We start from the raw sequence: 21,849 nt of genomic DNA, 5'->3' as shown, positions 1-21,849 counted from the left end.
ACGGCAAAAAGTGGATACTGCTCAAAGATTGAAGGAATAGCCGCCATTGACCGGGTAGGTCTGCCCGGTGATCCAGGAGCTGGCGCCCGAGGCCAGGAACAGCACCATGTTGGCGATGTCCGTGGGCTCGCCCATGCGCCGCACCACGTAGTGCGACAGCATCTTCTTCTTGGCGTCGGGGTTGGCCTCCATGCGCGCCGAGATGGCTGGCGTGGCCGTGGCTGCAATCGCCACGCAGTTGGCCGTGATGTTGTGGCGCGCGAGGGCCTTGGCCGCACCGCGCATGAACCCGGCCGCGCCGGCCTTGGCGCCGGAGTAGATCTCGAGGTTGGGCTCGCCCACGCGGCCAGCGTCCGAGATGATGGTGATGATGCGGCCAGCGTTTTGCTCGATCATGCCGGGCACCACCGCGGCCGTGCAGTTGATGACGCCGTAGAAGTTCACGCGGATGAAGCTGTCCCACGCGGCTTCGCCCACCTCCCAGAAATGCTTGCGCGCATCGGGGTCGGGGTTGACGCCGGCATTGCCCGCGTTGTTCACCAGGATGTCGATGGGGCCGCCGGCGGCCTGCGCGGCCTCGGCCAGGGCGGTCTTGACGTCGTCCAGCCGCGTGACGTCGAACACGGCAGCCACGGCCCGGGTGCCCAGGCCCAGTGCCTCGATCTCCTGCACCACGGCGTTGGCGCGCTCGGCATAGAAGTCGTTGACGATGACGGCCTTGGCGCCGCTCTTGGCAAAGTGCAAGGCCACTTCGCGGCCCACGCCCTGGCCTGCGCCAGTGATGGCGGCGATTCGCCCGCTGAGGTCGGTGATGGTGAAAGTCATACGTTGCGCTCCTGGTGGTCCCAATGGGGTTGGCGAAGCTCGCGCTTCAAAATCTTGCCGACCGCGTTGCGCGGCAGCTCGTGGACGTGGATGAATTGGCGCGGTCGCTTGTACGACGCGAGCTGGCTCTGGCCGATGGCCGCCAGTTCGTCGTCGGCGATCGGCTGGCCGCCTTTGCTTTCGTAGTAGGCGATGACCTGCTCGCCAAATTCCTCGTCGGGCAGGCCAATGACGGCGATGTCCAGCACCTGCGGGTGCTGGTAGAAGGCGGATTCGATCTCTGCCGGGTAGATGTTCACGCCGCCCGAGATGATCATGTCCTTGGCTCGGTCGGTGATGAAGAGGTATCCCTCGTCATCCATCCTGCCCATGTCACCCGTTCTGAAATACCCCCGTGCATCGCGCGTGTCGTCACCCAGCGGCGGCGCGTTGAGGTAATGGGTGATGCAGACCGGGGTGTTGACCCAGATCTCGCCGACCTCGTTCACTGCACAGGGCTGGCCACCGTCGTCGCGGATCTCGATCAGCACGCCGGCGTAGGGCTTGCCGCTGGACCCCGACTTGCGGAAGTGGTCGGCCGGCGACATGGTGGTGATCATGCCGGTCTCGCTTGAGCCGTAGCCCTCGTGCAGCACATCGCCAAACTGCTCCCGCACCCAGTGCTTGATGGCCATGGGCACCGGTGCCGCGCCAATGCCCAGGGTCTTCAGTGCGGGAGCCCTGCGGCCTGTGGCGTCGTGATGCGCCTTGAGCCGCTTGTACATGGTGGGCACGCCGGTCCAGTGCGTCACGCCGTGGCGCTCAACCAGGTCGAACCAGTTCGCCGCGTCAAAGCGTTTTTGCATGACGAGGGTGGCGCCGTTCTTGATGGCGTTTTTCACCTGCCCGGGACCGGAGCCGTGGTGCATGGGCATGGAGACCAGGATCACGTCGTCCAGGCCATATTGGCGGTGCGCGCCGCCCAGGTCGGCCAGGTAGGTGTTCAGACGCTGGTTGCCCGGCTGGGGTTTTGCGAGCAGCTCGACGCCTTTGGGCCGGCCCGTGGTGCCCGAGGTGTAGATGACCTGGGCGCACAGCTCGGGCATGGTGCGCCGCGGCACCTCGCTCAAAGAGGCCTGGATGGCGTCAGGCTCACAGATGGCCGAGAGCCGAACCAGGCGATGGGCACCGAGGGTAGTGATGCCCTGCACGAGTTCGGGCTTTTCGTCGTCGTCGAGGACCAGCAGCTTGGCGCGGGAGTTTTCCAGCACGAAGTTCACCTCATCGGCCACCAGGCGCCAGTTCACGCCCAGCAGGCGAGCCTGCAGCTTGCTGATGGCCAGCATCATCACCACCCAGTGGGGCGTGGTCTGCAGGCGCAACGCGACGATGTCGCCGAGGCCGATGTCGTGCGCGGCCAGGCGGTGGGCCGCCTGGTCGGCCCAGGTGTTCAACTCGGCCCAGGTCAGGCTCAGCTCATCCGAAATGACGGCGAACCGGTCAGGCTGCTGTGTGGCCCAGTGTTCGACCAAAGTGGGGGTGGTCATGGCGATTCCTTTGCCGCTTCAGGCAAACAGCTTGCGGGCCAGCACGTGGTACTTGTGCACCTCGGTAGGGCCTTCATAGATGCGGGCCGGACGTTGCGACCGCCACCAGTGCGCGATGGGGTTGTCCAGCGACACGCCGGCGGCGCCAAAAACCTGTATGCCCCGGTCGAGCACGCGGCCGACGACCTCGGTGGCCTGCATCTTCACCAGGCTGGCTTCGGTACGCGTGTCATGACCTTGCTCGGCCTTGCGTGCTGCCGCATACATCATCAGGCGGCATTGGTTGATGTCGATCCACGAATCGACCACCATGCCTTGCACGGCCTGCTTCTGCGACAGCGCGGAGCCGAAGGTCACGCGCTGGTTGGCGTAGTCGACCATCATTTCCAGCGTCCGCATGGCAATGCCCAGCGCACGCGCGCCGACCCCGAAGCGGGCCAGCGACAGGATGATCTGGGCGTTGCGGAAGCCCTGGCCGTCGCCACCGATCATGGCGTCCTCGGTGACTTCGCAGTTGTCGAAGATCAGCTCGTTGATGACCATGCCGTCGAGGATCTGGATATCGCGCGAGATCTTCAGGCCGGGGTTGTGCTTGTCGACCGCGAACATGGAAATGCCACCGCGGGCGCGCTTCTCGGCATCCGTCACGGCCACGACGAAGATGACCTGGGCGTGCGCCACGGCCGAGATGAAGACCTTGGTGCCGTTGATCACCCAGGTGTCGCCGCGCTTGACCGCCTTGGTCTGGATGGCGTTGCCGGGATCGGCGCCGCCCGACGGCTCGGTCTGCGCGAAGGCGTAGCGCAGCTGGTCCTGCAGGCAGGGGTCGAGGTAGCGTTCTTTCTGCACGCCCGTGGCGCCCAGCAGGAAGGACGGCACGTTGCCGCCAAAACGCAGCGGCACCAGGCAGCGGAAGCTCTCTTCGATGACGGCCAGCTGCTGGGTCATGGTCAGGTTGGCGCCGCCATAGGCTTCGGGCAGCGTGAGGCCCCAGAGACCGACCTCCTTGGCGGCGCGCACGCCGGGCTGCAGGTCGTCGAGCGTGATCTCGTGGCCCTGCAGCTTCCGCTGCTCCAGGGGCTTCTGGTACTTCTCGCTGAGTTTGCGTGTGAGCTCAATGACGGCGCGCGTGTCGTCATCGAATTCGACCATGTAGTCGATCATGGGAGGTCTCCAGTTGGATCAAATGCTCAGGACGTGGGCGTAGCAGACGGCGCCCACGCCCACCATGTGGGCCAGGCCTGTTCGGGCGTTGGGGTGCTGGCGTGGGCCGGCTTCGCCGCGCAGCTGCAGGGCGATTTCGGCGATCTGGCCGACGCCGGTGGGACCGATCGGATGGCCCATCGCGATGAGCCCGCCCGAGGGGCTGACGGCGACCCGGCCGCCGATGTGGAACTCGCCGGCCTTGAGGGCTGAAATGGCCTGGCCGGGCTTGCACAGGCCCATGGCTTCGACGTAGAGCACTTCCTCGATCGAGAAGGCGTCGTGCAGCTCGACCACGTCCAGCGCCGAAGGGGCCACGCCCGCCTCCGCCAGGGCCTGCAGGCAGGTCGCCTGGGTGAGCAGTTCGTCGAACGCCGTGGCGTCGTCGTATACAGCCTGGCTTTTGGCGGCGGACGAGAGCACGCGCACCGCACGGCCGGGATCAATGCCGTGGGCCCGGATCGCGTCTTCCGACATGACCACCACGGCCGCAGCACCTTCGCCCACGGGGGTGCACTGCAGCACCGTCAACTCGCCCGAGACCCGGCGCGCCCCGAGCACCTCGTCGAGGGTGCGCGGCCTTTGCCGCTGGGCGTGGGGGTTGAGGGCGCCGTTGTTGTGGTTCTTGACGGCCACTTGTGCGATGTCGCGCATGTCAGCGCCCGAGCGCGCCACGTACTTGTCGGCCAGCAGTGCAAAGTGCGTGAAGGGGACGATGTAGTCGTTCGCCAGCTGTTCGATGCCGCTTTGCGACTCGGCGCGCACCACGGCGCCGGGCTTGTCCACACCCAGTACCAGGGCGGTGTCGGCCAGGCCGCTGGCGACCTCGGTGCAGGCGTTGCGGAAGGCGGTCGACCCCGAGGCCGAGGCGTTTTCCACATGCGTGATGGGCAGGCCCGTCGCGCCCAGGTGGCGCAAGATGGGGCGTCCGCAGGCCATGCCCAGTAAGGCCCGGGCGATATAAGCAGAATCAACGGCAGAAAATGGAACCCCTGCATCTTGGAGAGCGGCACGGGCGGCCGTCAGACCCAGCGTGACGTACGGGGTGTCGGACCGGTCCTGGTAGCCGTGCCACCCGATGCCCACGACATAGACCGGGCGCAGGTCTTTGAGCGTCTTCATGCGGTCATCTCGAATTGAAAGTCCAGCACGCCGGCCTCGGCGCCTTCGCGCAGCACGCCGTGCACCCGTTGGCCAGCCCGCGGTGCCGGGCCGGATCCGTTCAACAAGGCGCGCACCACGGGGCCGGCATCCAGCCTGACTTCGACCACCGTGAACGGCACAGGCGGGTAAGGCTTGGCGTGGATGTGCACCGCTGCGCTGCCGAGCACCGCGCCATCGGCGCTCAGGTCGACATCGGTCAGGTGGGTGGCGCCGCAGCGTTCACAGCCGTGGTGCTGCGGGGGAAAGGCCACCTCGTGACACGCTTGACAGCGCACGCCTTTGAGCATGGGGCGGTGGTGGTCGTCCTGGCCGACGAGGCCGGGTTTTCCCAAGGAAGAAGAGGGGTGTAGGTCATTCATACTTACCATATGGTCAGTAAGTTGATTGATCCAGGCAATAGGGTTTTCACGCGGGCGTGTCGCCTGCGCGGACCTCAGGTCGCGAGCACGGCGCTTTCACTGACGTGGCCGCGGCATCGCCTGAACCGCGAGGCATGGCATGACATCAGGACCTTTGACGGGCGTTCGCGTCGTCGAAATCAGCGGCATCGGACCAGGCCCGTTCCGCGGCATGGTGCTGGCCGATCTGGGGGCAACGGTGATCGCCGTCGAGCCTCCCGACCGCCTGCAGCAGGGGGAGCGGCAAGCGGCCATCACCAGCCGGGGCAAGCAGTCGCTGGTGCTCAACCTGAAAGATCCGCTGGCAGTGGAAGCGGTGCGCGCCTGTGCGAAGGTGCCGACCTGCTCATCGAGGGCATGCGCCCCGGGGTGATGGAACGCCTGGGCTTGGGGCCCGACGTGTGCCTGCGGCGTCAGCCGGCGCTGGTCTATGGCCGCATGACGGGCTGGGGCCAATATGGGCCCTGGGCGCAGCGCGCGGGTCACGACAGCAACTACACGGCCTTGTCGGGCGCGCTGTGTTTGCCAGCCCGCCGGGCGAGCCCCAGGTGGCACCGTCCACCGTGCTGGGCGACGTGGCGGGCGGCGCACTGTACCTGGCCATCGGTTTGCTGGCTGGCTTGCACCACGCGCGTGCCACGGGGCAGGGGCAGGTGGCCGATGCCGCCATCGTGGACGGTTGCGCCCACATGCTGAACCTGTTGCTGGGGGCGTTGCAGCGGCGAGGCACAGGCTTTGAGCGGCAAGAGGCCGCGCACTGGGCGGGGCGCAGCTACCGCTGCCAGGACGGCGGCTGGATCAATGTCGCACCGCTGGAGCCGAAGTTCTACGCCGAGATGCTGGTGCGGCTGGGGCTGGACCGGGACGAGCGCTTCGTGCAGGGGCAGAACGACCCCGCCCGCTGGCCTGAGTTGACCGAGGTGCTGACCCGCTTGATGGCCAGCCGCACGCGGGCCGAGTGGGAAGCGGTGTTCGCCGGCAGCGACGCATGCTGGGCCCCTGTGCTGAATCCACACGAAGCGGCTTTGCATGCGCACCTGGCGGAACGTGACACCTATCGGAGCCCTCTGGGTGTGCTTCAATCCGCACCCGCCCCCCGCTTTTCGGTCTCCGAGGCCGAGATGGGGACCGTTGCCGCCGCAGGGGCGCACAGCGATACCCTGTTGCGTACCCTGGGCTTTTCACCCACCGAGTTGAAGCAGCTGCTGAGCGCCTGATTTGTTGACCATGACCACGACCGCCTCCAAACGCCCCCTTCGCCGAACGCAAGAAGAACGCCGCGCCACGTCCGAGGAAGCGCTGGTCCAGGCGGCGATCGAGGTCATGAAGGCCAAGGGGGTGGCTGGACTGACCCTGGCCGAGGTGGCCAGCGTGGCCGGTGTCAGCAAGGGCCTGGTGGTGCACCTGTACGCCAACAAGCAAGGCTTGCAGCTGGCGGCGCTGGCGCGGTTGCGGATGGACTTCACGAGGCGCTTTGGTACCCAGGACCCCCACGCTCCGGGCATCGAGCGCATTCGCCGCTACGTGCACGGCATCTTCGTCGGCCTGGCTCACAAGGACTCCAGTTCGCGGCTGTTTTCGGCGCTGCTGTCTGAAGCCCTGTTCCAGGACCGTGCCTTCGCGGAAGGAGTCGCGGCCATGAACAACGCCACGAAGCAGTTCGTGCGCGAGTGCCTGGAGGAAGAGCAAAGCCAAGGCAAGCGCCTAGCGTCCAGCGACCTCGATGCCCTGGCCACCTTCATCATGTCGTGGGTGCGGGGTGTGATCCAGATGCACTGCATCAACGAGGTGGCGGGTGCCGCCCCGGTCGACCGCGACGCGATGCTCGCGCTCATCGACCAAACCCTCGCGGCCCTGATCGACGGGCCGGCGCCGGAGGCCAAGCAGCCCCCCAAGCGCCGGCGCTGAGCAGGCGTTATTCCTTGCGCAGGTCGCCGAAGCGCACCAGGGCGTCGGCGTGGTGGGTGTAGCCCTTGACGTTCTTTTTCATGGCCGTCAGGTCCAGGCTGTTGTAGGTGTAGGCAATGGGCATGACGTCGGTGGCCAGCACCTTGGCCAGTTCGCTGTAGACGGCCGCGCGGGTGGCAGGGTCCCGCGTGGACATGCCTTGCTCGATCAGCGCATCGACCCGGGCGTTGACGAAGCTGCCGTACTGAGAGGGCGATTTGCGTTTGGAGTAGTAGAACGCGTAGACGTTGTAGTGTGGGTCGCTGGCCCCCGAATACTTGAAGGCCGATGCCTCGAAGTCCTTGGTCACCATGCTCTGGATCATGCGGTTTTCGTCCAGGGGCACCAGCTCGACCTGCATGCCGACCTTTTGCAGCATCTGCTGGATGGACTGCCCCAGCAGACGGGTTTCGGGGCGGTTGGTGACGATGAACTTGAACTGCACGGGCTTGCCGTAGGCTGCCACCAGCGCCTTGGCCTTGGCGGGGTCGTAAGCCGGGTAATCCTGAATCGGCTGCGCCACCTTGAGCGTCGGTCCGAACGGGCTGTAGGCCAGCGTGGGCAGCCCGAAGCCCAGGGTCTTGACCAGCAGGTCGCGGTCCAGGGCGTGCGCCACGGCTTTGCGGACGTTCAGGTCGTCGAGTGGCGGCTTGGTCCCGTTGAAGTAGACGCCTTCGGTGCCCGGGCCCGATGTGGCGTACACCACTGAGGTTTTTGTCCGCTGCTCCTGCGCGATGAAGTTGCGGCTGGGTTGCAGGACGATGTCGACCTGGCCTGATTTGAAGGCCGCCTCGCGGGGTTCGGTGTTCTGCATGCCGCGCAGCACCAGCCGGTCGATCTGGGGCTTGCCTTGTTGCCAGTAGTCGGGATTTTTTTCGAGCACGTAACGGCTGTTCTTGATCCATTCGACGAAGCGGAAGGGTCCGGTGCCCACCGGCTTGTTCGCCAGGCTGGCCGGGTCGGCCTTGAAGGCCGTGGGCGAGGCCATGGTGCCCACGCTGCCGGCGAGCGCCACCGGCAGCACGGCATTGGGCTGGTTCAGCGTGATCTCCACGGTCTTGCCGTCGATGGCTTTGAAGCCGGCGATGGTTTCCATCTCTGCCGTGCAGCGGCAGCGGTTGGCGGGATCCTTGGCGCGCGCCAGGTTGGCCACGACGGCGGCCGCATCCAGGGGCGTGCCGTCGTGGAATTTGACGCCGTCCCGCAGCGTGAAGCGCCAGGTCTTGAGGTCGTCGCTGACGGTGTAGGACGTGGCCAGGTGTGGCACCGGCTGGCCCTGCGGGTTGATGGCAAACAGCGCCTCATACACCGGCATGGCGAACTGCCGCTCGGTGTAGCTGCCGATGCGCAGGGGGTCCAGGCTGGGTGGGTCTTGCGACAAGGCCACGCTCAGGGTCACGGGGTTGGCGTGTGCCGTGAAGCTGGCCAACAACGCCAGGACAGCCAAAGGTCGCTGAATCATGGGAGGTCTCCAAAAAGTCATGAAAGGCGTCGCGCAGCAAAGGGCTGCTCATGCAATCAACAAATTAACCATATGGTCGGTATGTTGATATTGAGGCTAACCCCAAGCCATGGGCTGCCCTCTGGGTGAGCCCCGAGTTGTAGGTTTATTAAAAATGGGAGTAATGAGTCAATATCGTTTCATGAAAATAGAATAAATCACCATACTGGGTCAATTGAAGTCACAGAGTCAAAGCCGATTTGGGGCAATGCAGGACAAACCCTGTTGTCGATTCATTCAAACATACCGACCATTTGGTCAATGATTGATTCCAAGCCCAAGCGACTCCAAGTGCCGGCCCTGCGGCGGTGGGTGGCCAGCTCGCTCACATTGCTGCTCACGCTGTTTGCCGTGTCGGTGCTCAGCTTTCTGCTCGTGGCCTTGCTGCCGGGCGATGTGGCCACCACCTTGCTGGGCGACTCGGCAACGCCCGAGCGATCGGCCGAGTTGCGCAAGGAGCTGGGACTGGATCAACCCCTGCCTCGGCAGTACGGCACTTGGCTCGGCAAGGTGATGCAGGGTGATCTGGGGCAGACCTTCAACTCTGGGGAAGCGATCAGCGACATGATCCTCGCGCGCGTGCCCGTCACGCTGGAGCTGATCCTGCTGACCCAATTGCTGGCCCTGGCGATCGCCATTCCGCTGGGGGTGTGGACGGCCTACAAGGCGGGCTCGGTGTTCGACCGCCTGAGCCTCTCGGTGTCGTTGGCGTTGCTGTCCATGCCCACCTTCGTGTTCGCCTTGCTGCTGGTCTATGCCGTGGCCTTGAAGGTGCCGCTGCTGCCCAGCAACGGCTACGCGCCGCTCAGCGATGGTTTGTGGGCCAACCTGCGTCACATGGTGCTGCCCGTGACCACGCTGGCCCTGATGGAGGTGCCGGTCTACATGCGGCTGCTGCGCAGCGAGATGTTGACCACGCTGCAGCAGAACTTCATCCTGTTGGCCAAGGGCATGGGCCTGTCGCTGAGCCGAACACTGTTTCAGCATGCTCTGCGTCCGTCGTCGCTGAGCCTGATCACGCTGGTGGGCCTGAACATGGGGCGGCTGATGGGCGGGGCGCTCATCATTGAAACCATGTTCGTGCTGCCCGGCGTGGGCCTGCTGCTCGTCGAATCGATCTTCCAGCAGGAGTACTTGCTGACCCAGGCCATCGTGCTGTTCGTGGCGGTGGCCTTCATCCTGATCAACACGCTGACCGACTGGCTGTACGCGTGGGTCGATCCGCGGCTCAAGCACTGAGAGGGCCCGGCATGCCACACCATTCCCTTGCGTTCAAATTCTCGGTGGCCTGGCTGGCGCTGATGGCGCTGTTGTCGCTGCTGGCGGACGGTTTGCCCCTGCCTTCTCCCGATGCGCAGGACCTCAACAACATGCTGGCCGGGCCCAGCGGCAGCCACTGGCTGGGGGCCGACTCGCTGGGGCGGGACATCCTTGCGCGCACGGTGCATGGGCTGCGGCTCACCTTCCTGGTCAGCTTTGCCTCTGTGGGCTTGGCGCTGGTTATCGGCACCTGCCTCGGGATCAGCGCGGGTTACATCGGCGGCTGGTACGACCGCGGCCTGAGCCTGGGCCTGAATGTGCTGCTGGCGTTTCCGCCGCTGGTGCTGATCGTGGCGCTGGTGGCCTACCCGGGGAACATGCTGATCAAGATCATCGCGTCGCTGGCGCTGGTCTTTGTGCCCAGCATCACCCGCATTGCCCGGGCGTCCACGCTGCGTTTCGCACGGTTGGACTTCGTGGCCGCCGCCAAGGTCGCGGGCCTGTCGCACCACCGGATCATCACGCGCGAACTGATGCCCAACGTGCTGCCGGTGCTGCTCGCCTATGCCTTCCTGCTGCTGGGCATCGGGGCGCTGGCCGAAGCCGGCCTGAGCTACCTGGGGCTGGGCATGCCGCCGTCCGTGCCCACCCTGGGCGGCATGATGGCGGCCGAACAGGCACGCATCCTCGATGCGCCCCACGCGGTGTTCTTCCCAGGGCTGGTGCTTTTCCTCACCATTTTCGCCATCAACATCGTGGGCGAGCGCTTCAACGCAGGTTCGGAAGGAGCTCGGCGATGAGCAATGCCAACATGGCCCTGGCGGTTGACCAGCTCAGCGTTCGTTTCGCATCGCATGCAGGCCTAGTCCAGGTGCTGGATCAGGTCAGCCTCACCCTGGCGCCCGGCAAGACGCTGGGCATCGTCGGCGAGTCGGGTTCGGGCAAGTCGGTGCTGGCGCGCACCCTCCTCGGGTTGACGCATGAGTTGCCCACGGCCCACGTCGAAGGCCAGATTCACCTGAATGGCCGCGACCTGAGCCATGCGCGCCCAGCGGATTGGCGCGCCGTGCGCGGGCGCGAGGTGGCCATGGTTTTTCAGGATCCGATGACCTCGTTGAACCCGGTGCTGACGGTGGGTGAGCACCTGGTGCAGGTGCTCCGCCAACACCAGTCGCTGAGCCGTGCGCAAGCCTTGGCGCACGCCAGCGAGTTGCTGGCGCAAGTGGGCATCCCCGATCCAGTAGCCCGCCTGCGGGAGTACCCGCATCGCCTGTCGGGGGGCATGCGGCAGCGTGTGGTCATCGCGATTGCGCTGGCCTGCCGTCCCGCGGTGCTGATCGCCGATGAGCCGACCACGGCGCTGGATGTGACCGTGCAAGCCCAGGTCATCGACCTGCTGCGCGACTTGCAGGGTCGCCTGGGCATGGCCATGGTCTTCATCACCCACAACCTCGGCTTGGTGCGGGAAGTCTGCGACGACGTGGTGGTGATGTATGCCGGTCAAGTCGTTGAACGAGGAACGGTTGACGAAGTGATCTCCTCACCAAACATGCCCTACACGCGCAAGCTGCTGCAGTCTGTGCCGCGGCTGGACGGTCCCATCCATGCGCGGCTGGCCGCCATTTCGGGGGCACCGCCTAAGCTGGACCAGCTGCCGACAGGTTGCCGCTTTCAGGCGCGCTGCGACTGCGCGCGGGCGGCCTGCCTCGAGGCACCGCCCTGGCAGGACATCTCCGCCCGCAGTGGTTACCGCTGCTGGTTGCCCATCACCTCGACTCAAGAATGCCATGACTGACGCCGCGCCATTGCCCCCCGCGCTGTTCCGCGCACAGAACCTGTGCTGCAGCTACATCGCGGCCAGTGGCCAGCGTGTCGATGCCCTGCATAGGGTCACGTTCGACCTGTTGCAGGGCGAAACCCTGGGGCTGGTGGGCGAGTCGGGATCCGGCAAGTCCACGTTGGCCAAGTGCATGGTTCGGCTCACGCCGGTGCAGGCCGGGCAGATGACGCTGGCCGGCGACGACATCACGCAGCTGAAGGGCGCAGGCCTCGGGCCTTTGCGGTCGCGTGTGCAGATGGTGTTTCAGGACCCGCTGGCGTCGCTCAATCCCAGCCACAGCATCCTGGATGCCGTGCGCACGCCGCTGTTGACGCGGGAGCCCATGGATCGCCAGATCGAGCAGGCGAACGACATGCTGACCCGCGTGGGACTGGCCCCCGAGGTGTATGGCCGGCGCAGGCCGCGTGAGCTGTCGGGCGGGCAGTGTCAGCGCGTCAGCATCGCCCGGGCGCTGGTGGGGCGGCCGCAGCTGCTCATCTGCGATGAAGCCGTGAGCGCGCTCGATGTGTCGGTGCAGGCGCAGGTGTTGAACCTGCTGGAAGATCTGAAGGCCGAGCTCGGCACCAGCATGCTGTTCATCTCCCATGACCTGGGGGTGGTGCGCAACATCAGCGACCGCGTCATGGTGCTGTACCTGGGGCGCGTGTGCGAGTTGGGCGACACGGCGCGCCTGTACGACGCGCCACTGCACCCTTACACCGCCATCCTGCTGGCGGCGATTCCCACCGTCGAAGCGCGTCCCGAGGGCGGTCTGAAGCCCAGCAGCCAGGACATGCCATCACCGCTCAACGTGCCCTCGGGGTGCCGCTTCCACACACGCTGCCCCCAGGCCAGTGAACGTTGCCGCAGCGAGGTGCCGGAGTTGCGGGAGCTGCCGCAGGCTCCCGGGCGTCTGGTGGCCTGCCACCACCCCCTGCCGGCGTGACCCTGGCTGGCCGGCGCATCCGCGCAGATTTGCCGGCCAAGAAGCTGGCTCAGTTCGGCAAGGACAAAGACATGAAGCGGGCAAGTGGGCGGCCCAGCCCGAGGAGATCGCGTCGGCCTATGTGGTCCTGGCCTCGTGGGAGATGTCCGGTTACGCAGCGTGGACGCGATCTGAGCGGCTGCTGGCGCTCAGTAGGCGTGGCTGGGGTGATTCTCCTGCTGGCCGCGGGTGGTGGAAGACGACGCAGCAAGCGTGAGGTCGAGTCGCACCATCATCTTTGTTCCAATGGGCGTCTTACAGGCTTGTGAATCACGCCGCACAGTCCCGAGCAGAGCGGCCTGGTCGAGCGGGTGATCCGCACGCTCAAGGAGCAATGCGTGCACCGCCACCGCTTCGAATCGCTGCAGCACGCCAGCCGCCTGATCGGCGACTGGATCCACTTCTACAACCACCGGCGCCCGCATCAGGCGCTGAACATGAGAACCTCCGCTGAGGCATTCGCATTAGTAGCCTGACCTGTGCAGGTTCTGCTGGGTCAATACACCTTGGCCTTCGTGCTCTCTGGCAGCACCTTGCCGGCTGGTTAGCAGGTGCAGTCAGGCCTTCCACGCAAAGAAAAGCCCACATCAGCGTTTGCTTGATGTGGGCTTTTATGTGGTACAAATCAAAAAACTATTTGCAAGTCATTGATTTAATTATCCATTTGGCGGAGCGAGAGGGATTCGAACCCTCGATGAGGCTCTACACCCCATACTCCCTTAGCAGGGGAGCACCTTCGGCCACTCGGTCATCGCTCCGAAGACCTAGATTATGCCACAGAATTTGGCGGTTTCGTCGCTCAAGCGGCGTCGTTGTCGAGGCCGAAGGCGCTGTGGAGCGCGCGCACGGCCAGCTCGAGGTACTTTTCGTCGATGACGACCGAGGTCTTGATCTCCGAGGTCGAGATCATCTGGATGTTGATGCCTTCTTCGGACAGCGTCTTGAACATCTTGCTGGCCACGCCCACGTGGCTGCGCATGCCGATGCCGACGATGGACACCTTGCAGATGCGGTCATCGCTGCGCACCTCGGTCACGCCCAGTTCGGGCACGAGCTTGCTGTTGATCATCTCCACGGTGCGGGCCAGTTCGCCGCGCGGCACGGTGAAGGAGAAGTCGGTCTTGCCGTCCTTGGCGATGTTCTGGATGATCATGTCGACCTCGACGTTGAGGTCGGCCACCGAGCCCAGGATCTTGTAGGCGATGCCGGGGGTGTCGGGAACGCCCAGCACCGAAATCTTGGCTTCATCGCGGCTGAATGCGATGCCCGAAACGACGGCTTTTTCCATGTTTTCGTCTTCCTCAAATGTGATCAGCGTGCCAGACGTGGCTTCCTCGGTCAGGTCGATGTCCCAGGGCGTGAAGCTCGACAGCACCCGGATCGGCATGCGGTACTTGCCGGCGAATTCGACCGAACGGATCTGCAGCACCTTGGAGCCCAGGCTGGCCATTTCCAGCATCTCTTCCGAGCTGATGGTGGACAGGCGCTTGGCCTTGGGCACGATGCGCGGGTCGGTGGTGTAGACGCCGTCCACGTCGGTGTAAATCAGGGCTTCATCGGCCTTCAGAGCCACGGCAATGGCCACAGCCGAGGTGTCGGAGCCACCGCGCCCCAGCGTGGTGATGTTGCCGACGTCGTCGATGCCCTGGAAGCCGGTCACGATGACGACCTTGCCGGCATCCAGGTCCTTGCGGATGCGCACGTCGTCGATCGACTCGATGCGGGCCTTGGTGTAGGCGTTGTCGGTCTTCACGGGCACCTGCCAGCCGGTGTAGCTCACGGCCTGCAGGCCCTCGGCCTGCAGCGCAATGGCCAGCAGGGCGGACGAGGCCTGTTCGCCCGTGGCGGCCAGCTGGTCCAGCTCGCGCAGGTACGACGCCTGGGATTTGCTGGGGGCCAGCTCTTTGGCCAGGCCCAGCAGGCGATTGGTTTCGCCGCTCATGGCGCTCGGCACCACCACCACTTGATGACCCGCGCGCGCCCACTTCGCGACGCGGCGCGCAACGTTGGCGATGCGCTCGGTCGACCCCATGGAGGTGCCGCCGTACTTGTGAACAAACAATGCCATTGAATGCAAGCAGATTGGGAAGGGTGAACCAACGTCGGCAGGCGTCTGGCGGGCGCCAGGGCTGCAGGCGTTGACAAAGCCTTCTATTTTACCGCCTGCCTCAGGCGTGCCGTCGGGGCCAGCGTCAGGCTTGCCACTGCAGCGCGTCTCCTGCGCGTCGCACGTGGCCGCGACCGACCTTGAGGTGAATGCGATGACCGCGGGTGCGACAGGCCGCGACCTGGTCGAGCAGGGCGTCGAGCTGGGCCTCGCTGGGGGCGGTCTGGTGGACCGTGCGCAGCCAGGCGCGCACGGCATTGGCCTGCCGCGCGCGGCTCAGTGCCTGCAAGCCGGCGAGGCGCAGGCCAGCGTCCGGTGCCCTGCGTTGCAGGGCGCGTTCATCACCCAACTCGGCGTCAGGTCGTGCATCGACCTGGTGCTGGCCAGCCGGGTCTGTGCCTGGAGGCGCGTCTGCCTGCGGCGACAACGCGGCCACGTCCTGCTGCCCCAGCTCGGCCAGCAGCGCGTCGGCCTGCGCACACAGGCGGGCGCTGCGGGCCACGGTGTCGCGCAAGGCCGGAAACGCCGCCAGCAGGACGGGGAGTAACCGCCGAATTCGATTGCGGGTGAATCGGGAATCATCGTTACTGGGGTCTTCGATCCAATGCACACCCTGACAGCAGAGCCAGTCGCGCAGCGCTTGCGCCGGCAGCCGCAGCCAGGGGCGTGCGAATTGCACGCCGCCGCGCTCAAACCAGGGCGCCATGCCGGCCAGGCCCGCCACGCCCGCGCCCCGGGTCAACGCCAGCAGCACCGATTCAAGCTGGTCATCCGCATGCTGGCCCAGCAGCAGGGTGGTCGGGCCGCCGGGCTGGCCCTGGCGGCTGTCATGGCCACGCGCCCAGGCGGTCAGCGCACCGTAGCGGGCGTCGCGGGCAGCCGCCTCGGGGCTTTCACCGCGCGCAGCGCGCGCGTCCACGCGCAGCACGGTCAGCGGGACAGCCAGCCGGGCGCACAGCCGTTCGCAGTGGCGGACGAAGTCGTCTGCGGCAGCTTGCAGGCCATGGTGGATGTGCACCGCCTGGACACGACCGGGCCAGCGCTGAACCGCAGCGAGCAGCAGGGCGGTGGAGTCGGCGCCACCCGACAGCGCCACGGCCAGTGGGTGGGCCTGCGCGGTTTCATCGAACGGCGCCAGCGCCGCCATCAACTGGGCCTGCAGTTGCACGGCGTGCCCGGTGCTGCCGGCGCCCGTGCGGGGCGCTGCCCGACGGTGTGCGGGCGGCACGGCCTGCGGGTCGGGCGCGGGCGGGTGGTCAGTGCGAGGGGCGCGCACCTGCGCGGCGGCGCGCGTCTGGGTGTGACGGTTGGCAGAGCGGGGGGAGGCCATGCCCGATCGTATCGGCAGGCAGCGCCTGGGTCGCGAGCTGCATACAGCTGCCGCCAGGGTTGGTCGGGTCTGCGTCGGGTTCCAGTCCAGCCTGCGCCACAGGCCGGGTCGGGTTCGGTCAGTGGCCTCTCGAGTTGCAAGGCGACGAGACGGCGGCTGGCGATGGATTGGCCTGCACGCCGATGCGGCGCTCGGCCGAGGGGCGCTCCAGCGGCCTTGCGCGTGGGCCAGGCGCCGCGCTTGGACGGCATTCAACGGTTGGTGCGGCCATGCGCAAGGCCTGCTTCAATCGCGGGGCACGAGGCCCGATTCAGCCGCGTGAACGGCGAGACGCCTTTACCCCCGTTGCACCGAGGCCTGTTGAGCGCATGGACACGCCACGCGTTGTTCATCATTTGTGCAGTATGGTCACTGAATGCAGAATAAGAAAACGCCAGGCTGGGGATACCCCCTGCCTGGCGTTGACGTCTGCCTCACGGTTGCGGCGTCACGGCGCCGCCATCGCCATCAGGCCTTGACGGGGCGGTGCAGGCCGCAGATCTTGTTGCCGTCCGGGTCGCGGAAGTACACCAGGTACAGGCCATTGGGGCCGCCGCGCCAGCCGGGCGGGTCTTCGATGGCGATGCCACCCTGGGCCACGGCCGTGGCGTGGAACTGGTTGGCCTGCTCGGTGCTGTCCATGGCAAAGCCGATCGTGGTGCCGTTGCCGTGCGTGGCCGGCTGGCCGTCGATGGGCAGCGACACGCTGAACGTGCCGGACGGCAGGCGCCAGAACACGCGGTGGCGATCCACGAAACCGGGCTTGGCGCCCAGCGTGCCCAGCACGGCGTCGTAAAAGGCTTTGGCTTTGTCGAGATCGTTGGTCCCGATCATGATGTGACTGAACATGGGGTCTCCTGGGTGTCGGTGAACGCCGGGCTCGAATCGAGTCGGCCCATGGTCCATGCTAGGTCAAGCGCGCCCCGCCGGGGGACGAAGCCAGTCGCGCAGGTGGCAACGCGCGGTCGGCTCATGCGCCACAGGCTGGCGAACACGCGCCCAGCACCAACGGCGCGGGGCCTCAATGCGAGCGTCGCCGCACCGCCGCGCCGGCCACACCCGCCAGCGCCAGACCCAGGCCCGCCAGGCCCCAGGGGGAGGCGACGGGCACCGGGGCCACGGTGGCGGGCGGTGGCGGTGGCGGTGGCGTCACGTGGGGCGTCACCCGCAGGCTGGTGAGCCCGCGCCGACAACCGCTGAGCGAGGCCAGGCCGTTGCCGTCCAGGGTCAAGGTCTGGGTGTCGCTCAGGGTGAAGGTGGAGGTGCTGGCACCGGCCGCCTGGCTGGCGGGGCCGGCGCGGGTCACGGTCAACGCGGTGGCGTCCCAGGTGTGGTCGGGCGACACGGTGACGGCCTGTGTGCCGGCGGGCAGGCGCAGGCCTTCACCCAGGCAGTTGAGTCCCGCGACGCTGAATTCGATGTCCACCGCCTCGCTGAACGTCCAGGTCTGCAGGCCGCCTTGCCGGCCGCCCTGGTCGATCAGGTAGTGGGCATAGGGGATGCCGCCGGCCACCACGCCCGTGATCTCTGTCCAGGGGCCGCCGATGTCGACGCTCCACGTCACGCCGTTGGACAGGGCGCCGGACTGTGGCGCGGCGGCCAGGGCCGGCTGGTTCAAGGGGACCTCGGCGGACTGGGCCTGGGCCCAGGTGGCTGCCGTGGTGGCGAAGACGAGCGCAAGCGCCTGCTTGTGAATCATGTGAATGAGCTCCCTGAAAAACGAAAGCCCGGCGTCTGTGTCTCCAGATGTCGCCGAGCCAAAGTCAGTATAGGAAGCGGGGCGTGTGCATGGCCTTGCTCGCTGGCAGACAGGCGCCCAAAGGGTGACATTTGCACGCCCGATGGTCGCTAAAATGGCGTAAACGTGCTTGTTCCTCAAGCCGTAGACGCTATCAATATCAAAGCAATGGCGGCTTGGCTGATCGGCGGCGTCTTCGATGCCGCATCGGGCCGGCTGCAGGCACAGGACGCGCAATGAGCATCAAGAGCGACAAATGGATTCGGCGCATGGCCGAGCAACACGGCATGATCGAGCCGTTCGAGCCCGGACAGATTCGCCACGATGCCGCCGGGCAGAAAATCGTCAGCTACGGCACCTCCAGCTACGGCTACGACATCCGCTGTGCGCGTGAATTCAAGGTGTTCACCAACATCTACTCCACGGTGGTCGACCCCAAGAACTTCGACGAAAAGAGTTTTGTCGACATCGAGAGCGACGTCTGCATCATTCCGCCCAACAGCTTCGCGCTGGCCCGCACGGTGGAGTACTTCCGCATCCCGCGCAACGTGCTCACCGTCTGCCTGGGCAAGAGCACCTACGCACGCTGCGGCATCATCGTCAACGTGACGCCGTTCGAGCCCGAATGGGAAGGCTACGTGACGCTGGAGTTCAGCAACACCACGCCGCTGCCGGCCAAGATCTACGCGGGCGAAGGCTGTGCCCAGGTGCTGTTCTTCGAGAGCGACGAAGAGTGCGAAACCAGCTACAAGGACCGCGGCGGCAAGTACCAGGGCCAGCACGGCGTGACGCTGCCCAAGACCTGATGGGGCTTGATGCGAGCGCGGGGGGACTGGCAGGGCTGCCGACCGTCCCACCGTGCTGACCAGTGCTCATCTGAAGACACAAGCCAGTATGGCGCCATGGCCGATGCATGCTCATCGAGCATGGCGCCATACTGCTTTTCATCAGCAAGATCGGCAAGCATGGCCAGACTGGGCTGGCCTGCCAACGGCTGCCGGCGCAGCCGCATCGGGCAGCGCGTCTTGAATGAACCGAGGTGACGGCCAGGGCGACGAGCACAGTCGCCGCGCACGGGTGGCCGAGGCTGGGCAGGCTGCGGTTGCCCCACGGGCGTCGGCCGGTCGGCTGCTCAGAGCATCTTGACCAGGATCTGGCTCTTGCGGTCCCAGTTGTATTTCTTCTTGCGCGCCTCGGGCAGCCATTCGGGGCTGACGGGTTCGAAGCCCCGCTTGAGGAACCAGTGCATGGTGCGGGTGGTGAGCACAAAGATGCTGCGCAGGCCCTGGGCGCGGGCGCGCTGCTCGATGCGTTTGAGCACCTTCTCACCATCGCCCTGGCCTTGCGAGGCGGGCGACACCGTGAGGGCGGCCATCTCGCCGGTCTTGGCTTCGGGGTAGGGGTAGAGCGCCGCGCAGGCGAAGATCACGCCGTCGTGTTCCACCACGGTGTAGTGGTCCGCGTCGCGCTCGATTTCGGTGCGGCTGCGTTTGACCAGGGTGCCGTCCTTCTCGAACGGCTCGATGAGCTGCAGGATGCCGCCCACGTCCTCGTGCGTGGCTTCGCGCAGGCTTTCGAGTTTCTCGTCGACCACCATGGTGCCCACGCCGTCGTGCACGTAGATCTCGAGCAGCAGGGCGCCGTCCAGCGCATAGGGCAGGATGTGGCTGCGCTCCACGCCGTGCTCGCACGCGGTCACGCAGTGCTGCAGGTAAAACGCGGTGTCGGTCGGGCTGTGGCCGGGCGGCGACTTGGCGAGCAGGCGCCGGGCCGCGTCCAGCGGTAGTTCGGTGTCGATGGGGTTGTCGGGCGAGGCCGCTTCATCGGGCTTGACGCGGATGCCGGGGATCTCGGTCAGGAAGATCAGCTTGTCGGCCTGGATGTCGATGGCCACCTTGGTGGCCACTTCTTCCATGGTGAGGTTGAAGGCCTCCCCCGTGGACGAGAACCCGAAGGGCGACACCAGCACCAGGGCGCCCATGTCCAGGCCGCGCGTGATGCCGGCCACGTCCACTTTGCGCACCAGGCCGGAGTGCTTGAAGTCCACGCCGTCGACGATGCCGACCGGGCGCGCGCTGACGAAGTTGCCCGAAATCACGCGCACCGTGGCTCCGGCCATGGGGGTGTTGGGCAGGCCCTGGCTGAAGGCGGCCTCGATCTCGAAACGCAGCTGGCCGGCCGCCTCTTGTGCCGCATCCAGCGTCTGCGCGTCGGTGATGCGCATGCCGTGCGAGAACTGCGGCGAGATGCCCTTGGTCAGCAGTTGTTCGTTCACCTGCGGGCGAAAGCCGTAGACCAGCACGATCTGCACCCCCATGGACTGGATGAGCGCCATGTCCTGCGCCAGGGTGCCCATCTTGCCGGCGGCCAGCGCCTCGCCGCACACGCCGATCACGAAGGTCTTGCCCCGGTGCATGTGGATGTAGGGCGCCACCGAACGGAACCAGGGCACGAAGGTGAAGTTGAAAACGGCGGACATGGGTGACGTCAGGACGGGGAACGCGTGGGAGCGCAAGTGTAGGGCCGAGCGGTGTCAGCTTGCGCAGGCCCTGCTCAGGCGACGTCGGGCGCATCGGGCTTGGCGGGCTGCGCAGCAGGTTCCGGGGCAGGGGGCGGACGTTGCGCCGCCGGAAACGCGGCGAACACCGTCGTGCCCTTGCCGGGTGCCGACTGGATGTCCAGCCGGCCGCCCAGCGACTCGACGCGGTGGCGCATGCCGGCCAGGCCGTGCGACTTGGGTTGGGTCACGGACTGGTCGAAGCCCACGCCATCGTCCTTCACCGTCAGCTCCACGTGCTGGCGGTACACGCGCAAGCCGATGTAGACCTGCTTGGCCTGGGCGTACTTGGCCACGTTGGTCAGCGACTCCTGGACCATGCGGTAGAGCGACAGCTGGGCATTGGCGTCCAGGGTGGCGGGTTCGATGTTGGTCTCCACCGTCACGCCCGAGCGCTCCTGGAACTCGCGGGCCAGGATGTCCAGCGCCGTCAGCAGGCCGAAATTGTCCAGCGACGACGGGCGCAAGTCCTCGATGATGTTGCGCTTGAGCGCGATGACCTGGTTCAGCGTGTCGGTCAGCGTGGCCATCAGGGGCGGAATGGTGTCGTCGTCCTTGGGCAGCTTGGGCTTCAGCCGTGCCATGCTCAGCTTGGCGGACGTGAGCAGGGCACCCAGCTCGTCGTGCAGTTCACGCGCCAGCTTGGCGCGATCCACCTCGCGGACCTGTTGCAGGTGCGTGGCCAGCTCGCGCAGGTTGCGCGTGCGTTCGCGCACCAGGTCTTCCAGCCGCTCCCGCTCCTGCTGCAGGGCGGCATTGGTCTTGACGACGGACTGCTCGAGCTGGTGGCTGCGGCGCAGGTAAAGCAAAAAGGCCAGCAAGCCGGTGAAGGCGGCCAGGGTCAGGCCGACGCGGCTGTAGTCCTGCGCGGTGCGGATCTGCGCCTGGCTGTCGCTGACCAGGCGTTCCGTGGTCTGGTCCAGCCGGTCGAGCAGCTGCGCGATGGTGCTCATCTGGGTGCGGCCCACGTCGGAGCTGGTCACGAACTCCAGCGCGTCCAGGTGCCCCTTGCTGCGCAGGTGCACGGCCAGGCTCATCTCCGACATCTTGGTGGCGATGGTTGATTCCAGCCCCGACAGGCTCACGTCGGCGTCGGGCACCGACATCAGCGCCTGTTTCACGTGCGTCAGTCCGGCCGACGCACGCGTGCTTTCGGCCTCGAACTGCTGCAGGTAAAAATCGTCGCCGGTGAGGAGGTAGCCGCGCTGTGCCGATTCCGCGGCGCGCAAGGCGCCTCCCAACTGGTCGGCCGACTTTTGCAAAGCGCGTACGGACCCGAGGGAATCCAAGGCATTGCGGGATCGGTGGTAGCCCAGCTCGCTGATCGCGACGAGGCTGGCGGCGACAGCCAGCCCGACGGCAGCTGCAGCCAGGTATTTGCGCATGGCGAGGGCAAGCCGCTTCATGGGTAAACAGCCTAGCACAGGCCTCGTCCTGCACTGGATATGAT

General features: G+C 66.2%; 19 protein-coding genes, 1 tRNA gene and 1 pseudogene. 8 read left to right on the top strand and 13 right to left on the bottom strand.

All coding sequences use genetic code 11. From position 1 onward, the window contains the following. Positions 1-21: 21 nt before the first annotated feature. The 5 genes from CCO03_RS13455 to CCO03_RS13435 are packed head-to-tail and all read right to left on the bottom strand — an operon-like array spanning position 22 to position 5,050. Positions 22-825, bottom strand: a complete 804-nt coding sequence (locus CCO03_RS13455) for an SDR family NAD(P)-dependent oxidoreductase (RefSeq protein ID WP_087281833.1) — start codon at positions 823-825, stop codon at positions 22-24. Next, positions 822-2,351 (bottom strand): class I adenylate-forming enzyme family protein, encoded by a 1,530-nt coding sequence (locus CCO03_RS13450; RefSeq protein WP_087281831.1) that lies wholly within the window; start codon positions 2,349-2,351, stop codon positions 822-824. The genes CCO03_RS13455 and CCO03_RS13450 overlap by 4 nt, the downstream gene beginning before the upstream one ends. A gap of 18 nt (positions 2,352-2,369) precedes the next feature. Beyond that, complete coding sequence (locus CCO03_RS13445; protein ID WP_087281829.1) at positions 2,370-3,515, bottom strand: acyl-CoA dehydrogenase family protein; 1,146 nt, start codon at positions 3,513-3,515, stop codon at positions 2,370-2,372. Positions 3,516-3,533: 18 nt separating this feature from the next. Beyond that, on the bottom strand, positions 3,534-4,676 hold the full coding sequence (locus CCO03_RS13440) for a thiolase family protein (RefSeq protein ID WP_087281827.1): 1,143 nt from the start codon (positions 4,674-4,676) through the stop codon (positions 3,534-3,536). Further along, entirely contained in the window at positions 4,673-5,050 is a 378-nt protein-coding gene (locus CCO03_RS13435; protein ID WP_087281825.1) for a Zn-ribbon domain-containing OB-fold protein, read from the bottom strand. Before CCO03_RS13435 ends, CCO03_RS13440 begins: the two co-directional genes overlap by 4 nt. 166 nt (positions 5,051-5,216) lie before the next feature. Here CCO03_RS13435 and CCO03_RS20690 point away from each other — a divergent pair. Together CCO03_RS20690 and CCO03_RS13425 are read left to right on the top strand one after the other, a co-directional pair. Beyond that, positions 5,217-6,333, top strand: a pseudogene (locus tag CCO03_RS20690) (CaiB/BaiF CoA transferase family protein). Positions 6,334-6,343: 10 nt separating this feature from the next. Beyond that, positions 6,344-7,024, top strand: coding sequence for a TetR/AcrR family transcriptional regulator (locus tag CCO03_RS13425; RefSeq protein ID WP_157667682.1), 681 nt, complete (start codon positions 6,344-6,346; stop codon positions 7,022-7,024). A gap of 7 nt (positions 7,025-7,031) precedes the next feature. Here the strand turns inward: CCO03_RS13425 and CCO03_RS13420 are convergent, their stop codons facing one another. Beyond that, positions 7,032-8,525, bottom strand: coding sequence for an ABC transporter substrate-binding protein (locus CCO03_RS13420; protein ID WP_157667681.1), 1,494 nt, complete (start codon positions 8,523-8,525; stop codon positions 7,032-7,034). 300 nt (positions 8,526-8,825) lie between these two features. Here CCO03_RS13420 and CCO03_RS13415 point away from each other — a divergent pair, with 300 nt between their 5' ends. The 5 genes from CCO03_RS13415 to CCO03_RS13395 all read left to right on the top strand — a co-directional run bounded on the left by CCO03_RS13415 (position 8,826) and on the right by CCO03_RS13395 (position 13,104). Continuing rightward, positions 8,826-9,803: an ABC transporter permease gene (locus CCO03_RS13415; RefSeq protein WP_087281820.1), complete on the top strand. Its 978-nt coding sequence runs from the start codon at positions 8,826-8,828 to the stop codon at positions 9,801-9,803. Between the two features lie 11 nt (positions 9,804-9,814). Next, the gene (locus CCO03_RS13410) at positions 9,815-10,624 is read left to right on the top strand and encodes an ABC transporter permease (RefSeq protein ID WP_087281818.1); all 810 of its coding nucleotides are present in this window, start codon (positions 9,815-9,817) and stop codon (positions 10,622-10,624) included. Beyond that, positions 10,621-11,619: an ABC transporter ATP-binding protein gene (locus CCO03_RS13405; RefSeq protein ID WP_205690303.1), complete on the top strand. Its 999-nt coding sequence runs from the start codon at positions 10,621-10,623 to the stop codon at positions 11,617-11,619. Before CCO03_RS13410 ends, CCO03_RS13405 begins: the two co-directional genes overlap by 4 nt. Next, a complete protein-coding gene (locus tag CCO03_RS13400; RefSeq protein ID WP_087281816.1) occupies positions 11,612-12,589 on the top strand; it encodes an oligopeptide/dipeptide ABC transporter ATP-binding protein in 978 nt (325 codons plus the stop codon). Before CCO03_RS13405 ends, CCO03_RS13400 begins: the two co-directional genes overlap by 8 nt. Positions 12,590-12,939: 350 nt before the next feature. After that, positions 12,940-13,104, top strand: a complete 165-nt coding sequence (locus CCO03_RS13395; RefSeq protein WP_236903813.1) for an integrase core domain-containing protein — start codon at positions 12,940-12,942, stop codon at positions 13,102-13,104. Between the two features lie 189 nt (positions 13,105-13,293). On the opposite strand, the gene CCO03_RS13390 is transcribed toward CCO03_RS13395, so the two are convergent. The 5 genes from CCO03_RS13390 to CCO03_RS13370 form a co-directional block, all read right to left on the bottom strand. Then, positions 13,294-13,386, bottom strand: a tRNA-Ser gene (locus CCO03_RS13390). Between the two features lie 41 nt (positions 13,387-13,427). Beyond that, positions 13,428-14,696 carry an aspartate kinase gene (locus tag CCO03_RS13385; protein WP_087281814.1) on the bottom strand — a complete coding sequence of 423 codons (1,269 nt, stop codon included), beginning with the start codon at positions 14,694-14,696 and terminating at the stop codon, positions 13,428-13,430. Between the two features lie 124 nt (positions 14,697-14,820). Continuing rightward, entirely contained in the window at positions 14,821-15,882 is a 1,062-nt protein-coding gene (gene tilS, locus CCO03_RS13380; protein ID WP_236904144.1) for a tRNA lysidine(34) synthetase TilS, read from the bottom strand. A 690-nt stretch (positions 15,883-16,572) separates the two neighbouring features. Next, a complete protein-coding gene (locus tag CCO03_RS13375; RefSeq protein WP_087281812.1) occupies positions 16,573-16,953 on the bottom strand; it encodes a VOC family protein in 381 nt (126 codons plus the stop codon). A gap of 172 nt (positions 16,954-17,125) precedes the next feature. Beyond that, positions 17,126-17,803 (bottom strand): hypothetical protein, encoded by a 678-nt coding sequence (locus CCO03_RS13370; protein WP_087281810.1) that lies wholly within the window; start codon positions 17,801-17,803, stop codon positions 17,126-17,128. A gap of 275 nt (positions 17,804-18,078) precedes the next feature. Between CCO03_RS13370 and dcd the strand changes: the two genes are divergently transcribed. Further along, positions 18,079-18,648 carry a dCTP deaminase gene (dcd, locus tag CCO03_RS13365; protein ID WP_087281808.1) on the top strand — a complete coding sequence of 190 codons (570 nt, stop codon included), beginning with the start codon at positions 18,079-18,081 and terminating at the stop codon, positions 18,646-18,648. A gap of 326 nt (positions 18,649-18,974) precedes the next feature. Here the strand turns inward: dcd and argA are convergent, their stop codons facing one another. Beyond that, entirely contained in the window at positions 18,975-20,321 is a 1,347-nt protein-coding gene (gene argA, locus CCO03_RS13360; protein WP_087281806.1) for an amino-acid N-acetyltransferase, read from the bottom strand. A gap of 74 nt (positions 20,322-20,395) precedes the next feature. After that, the gene (locus CCO03_RS13355) at positions 20,396-21,805 is read right to left on the bottom strand and encodes a sensor histidine kinase (RefSeq protein WP_087281804.1); all 1,410 of its coding nucleotides are present in this window, start codon (positions 21,803-21,805) and stop codon (positions 20,396-20,398) included. Positions 21,806-21,849 lie beyond the last annotated feature (44 nt).

Source organism: Comamonas serinivorans, assembly GCF_002158865.1.
Lineage (GTDB): Bacteria > Pseudomonadota > Gammaproteobacteria > Burkholderiales > Burkholderiaceae_C > Comamonas_E > Comamonas_E serinivorans.
The sequence above is the reverse complement of the archived record's forward strand: the minus strand, read 5'-3'. Positions and strand labels throughout refer to the sequence as shown.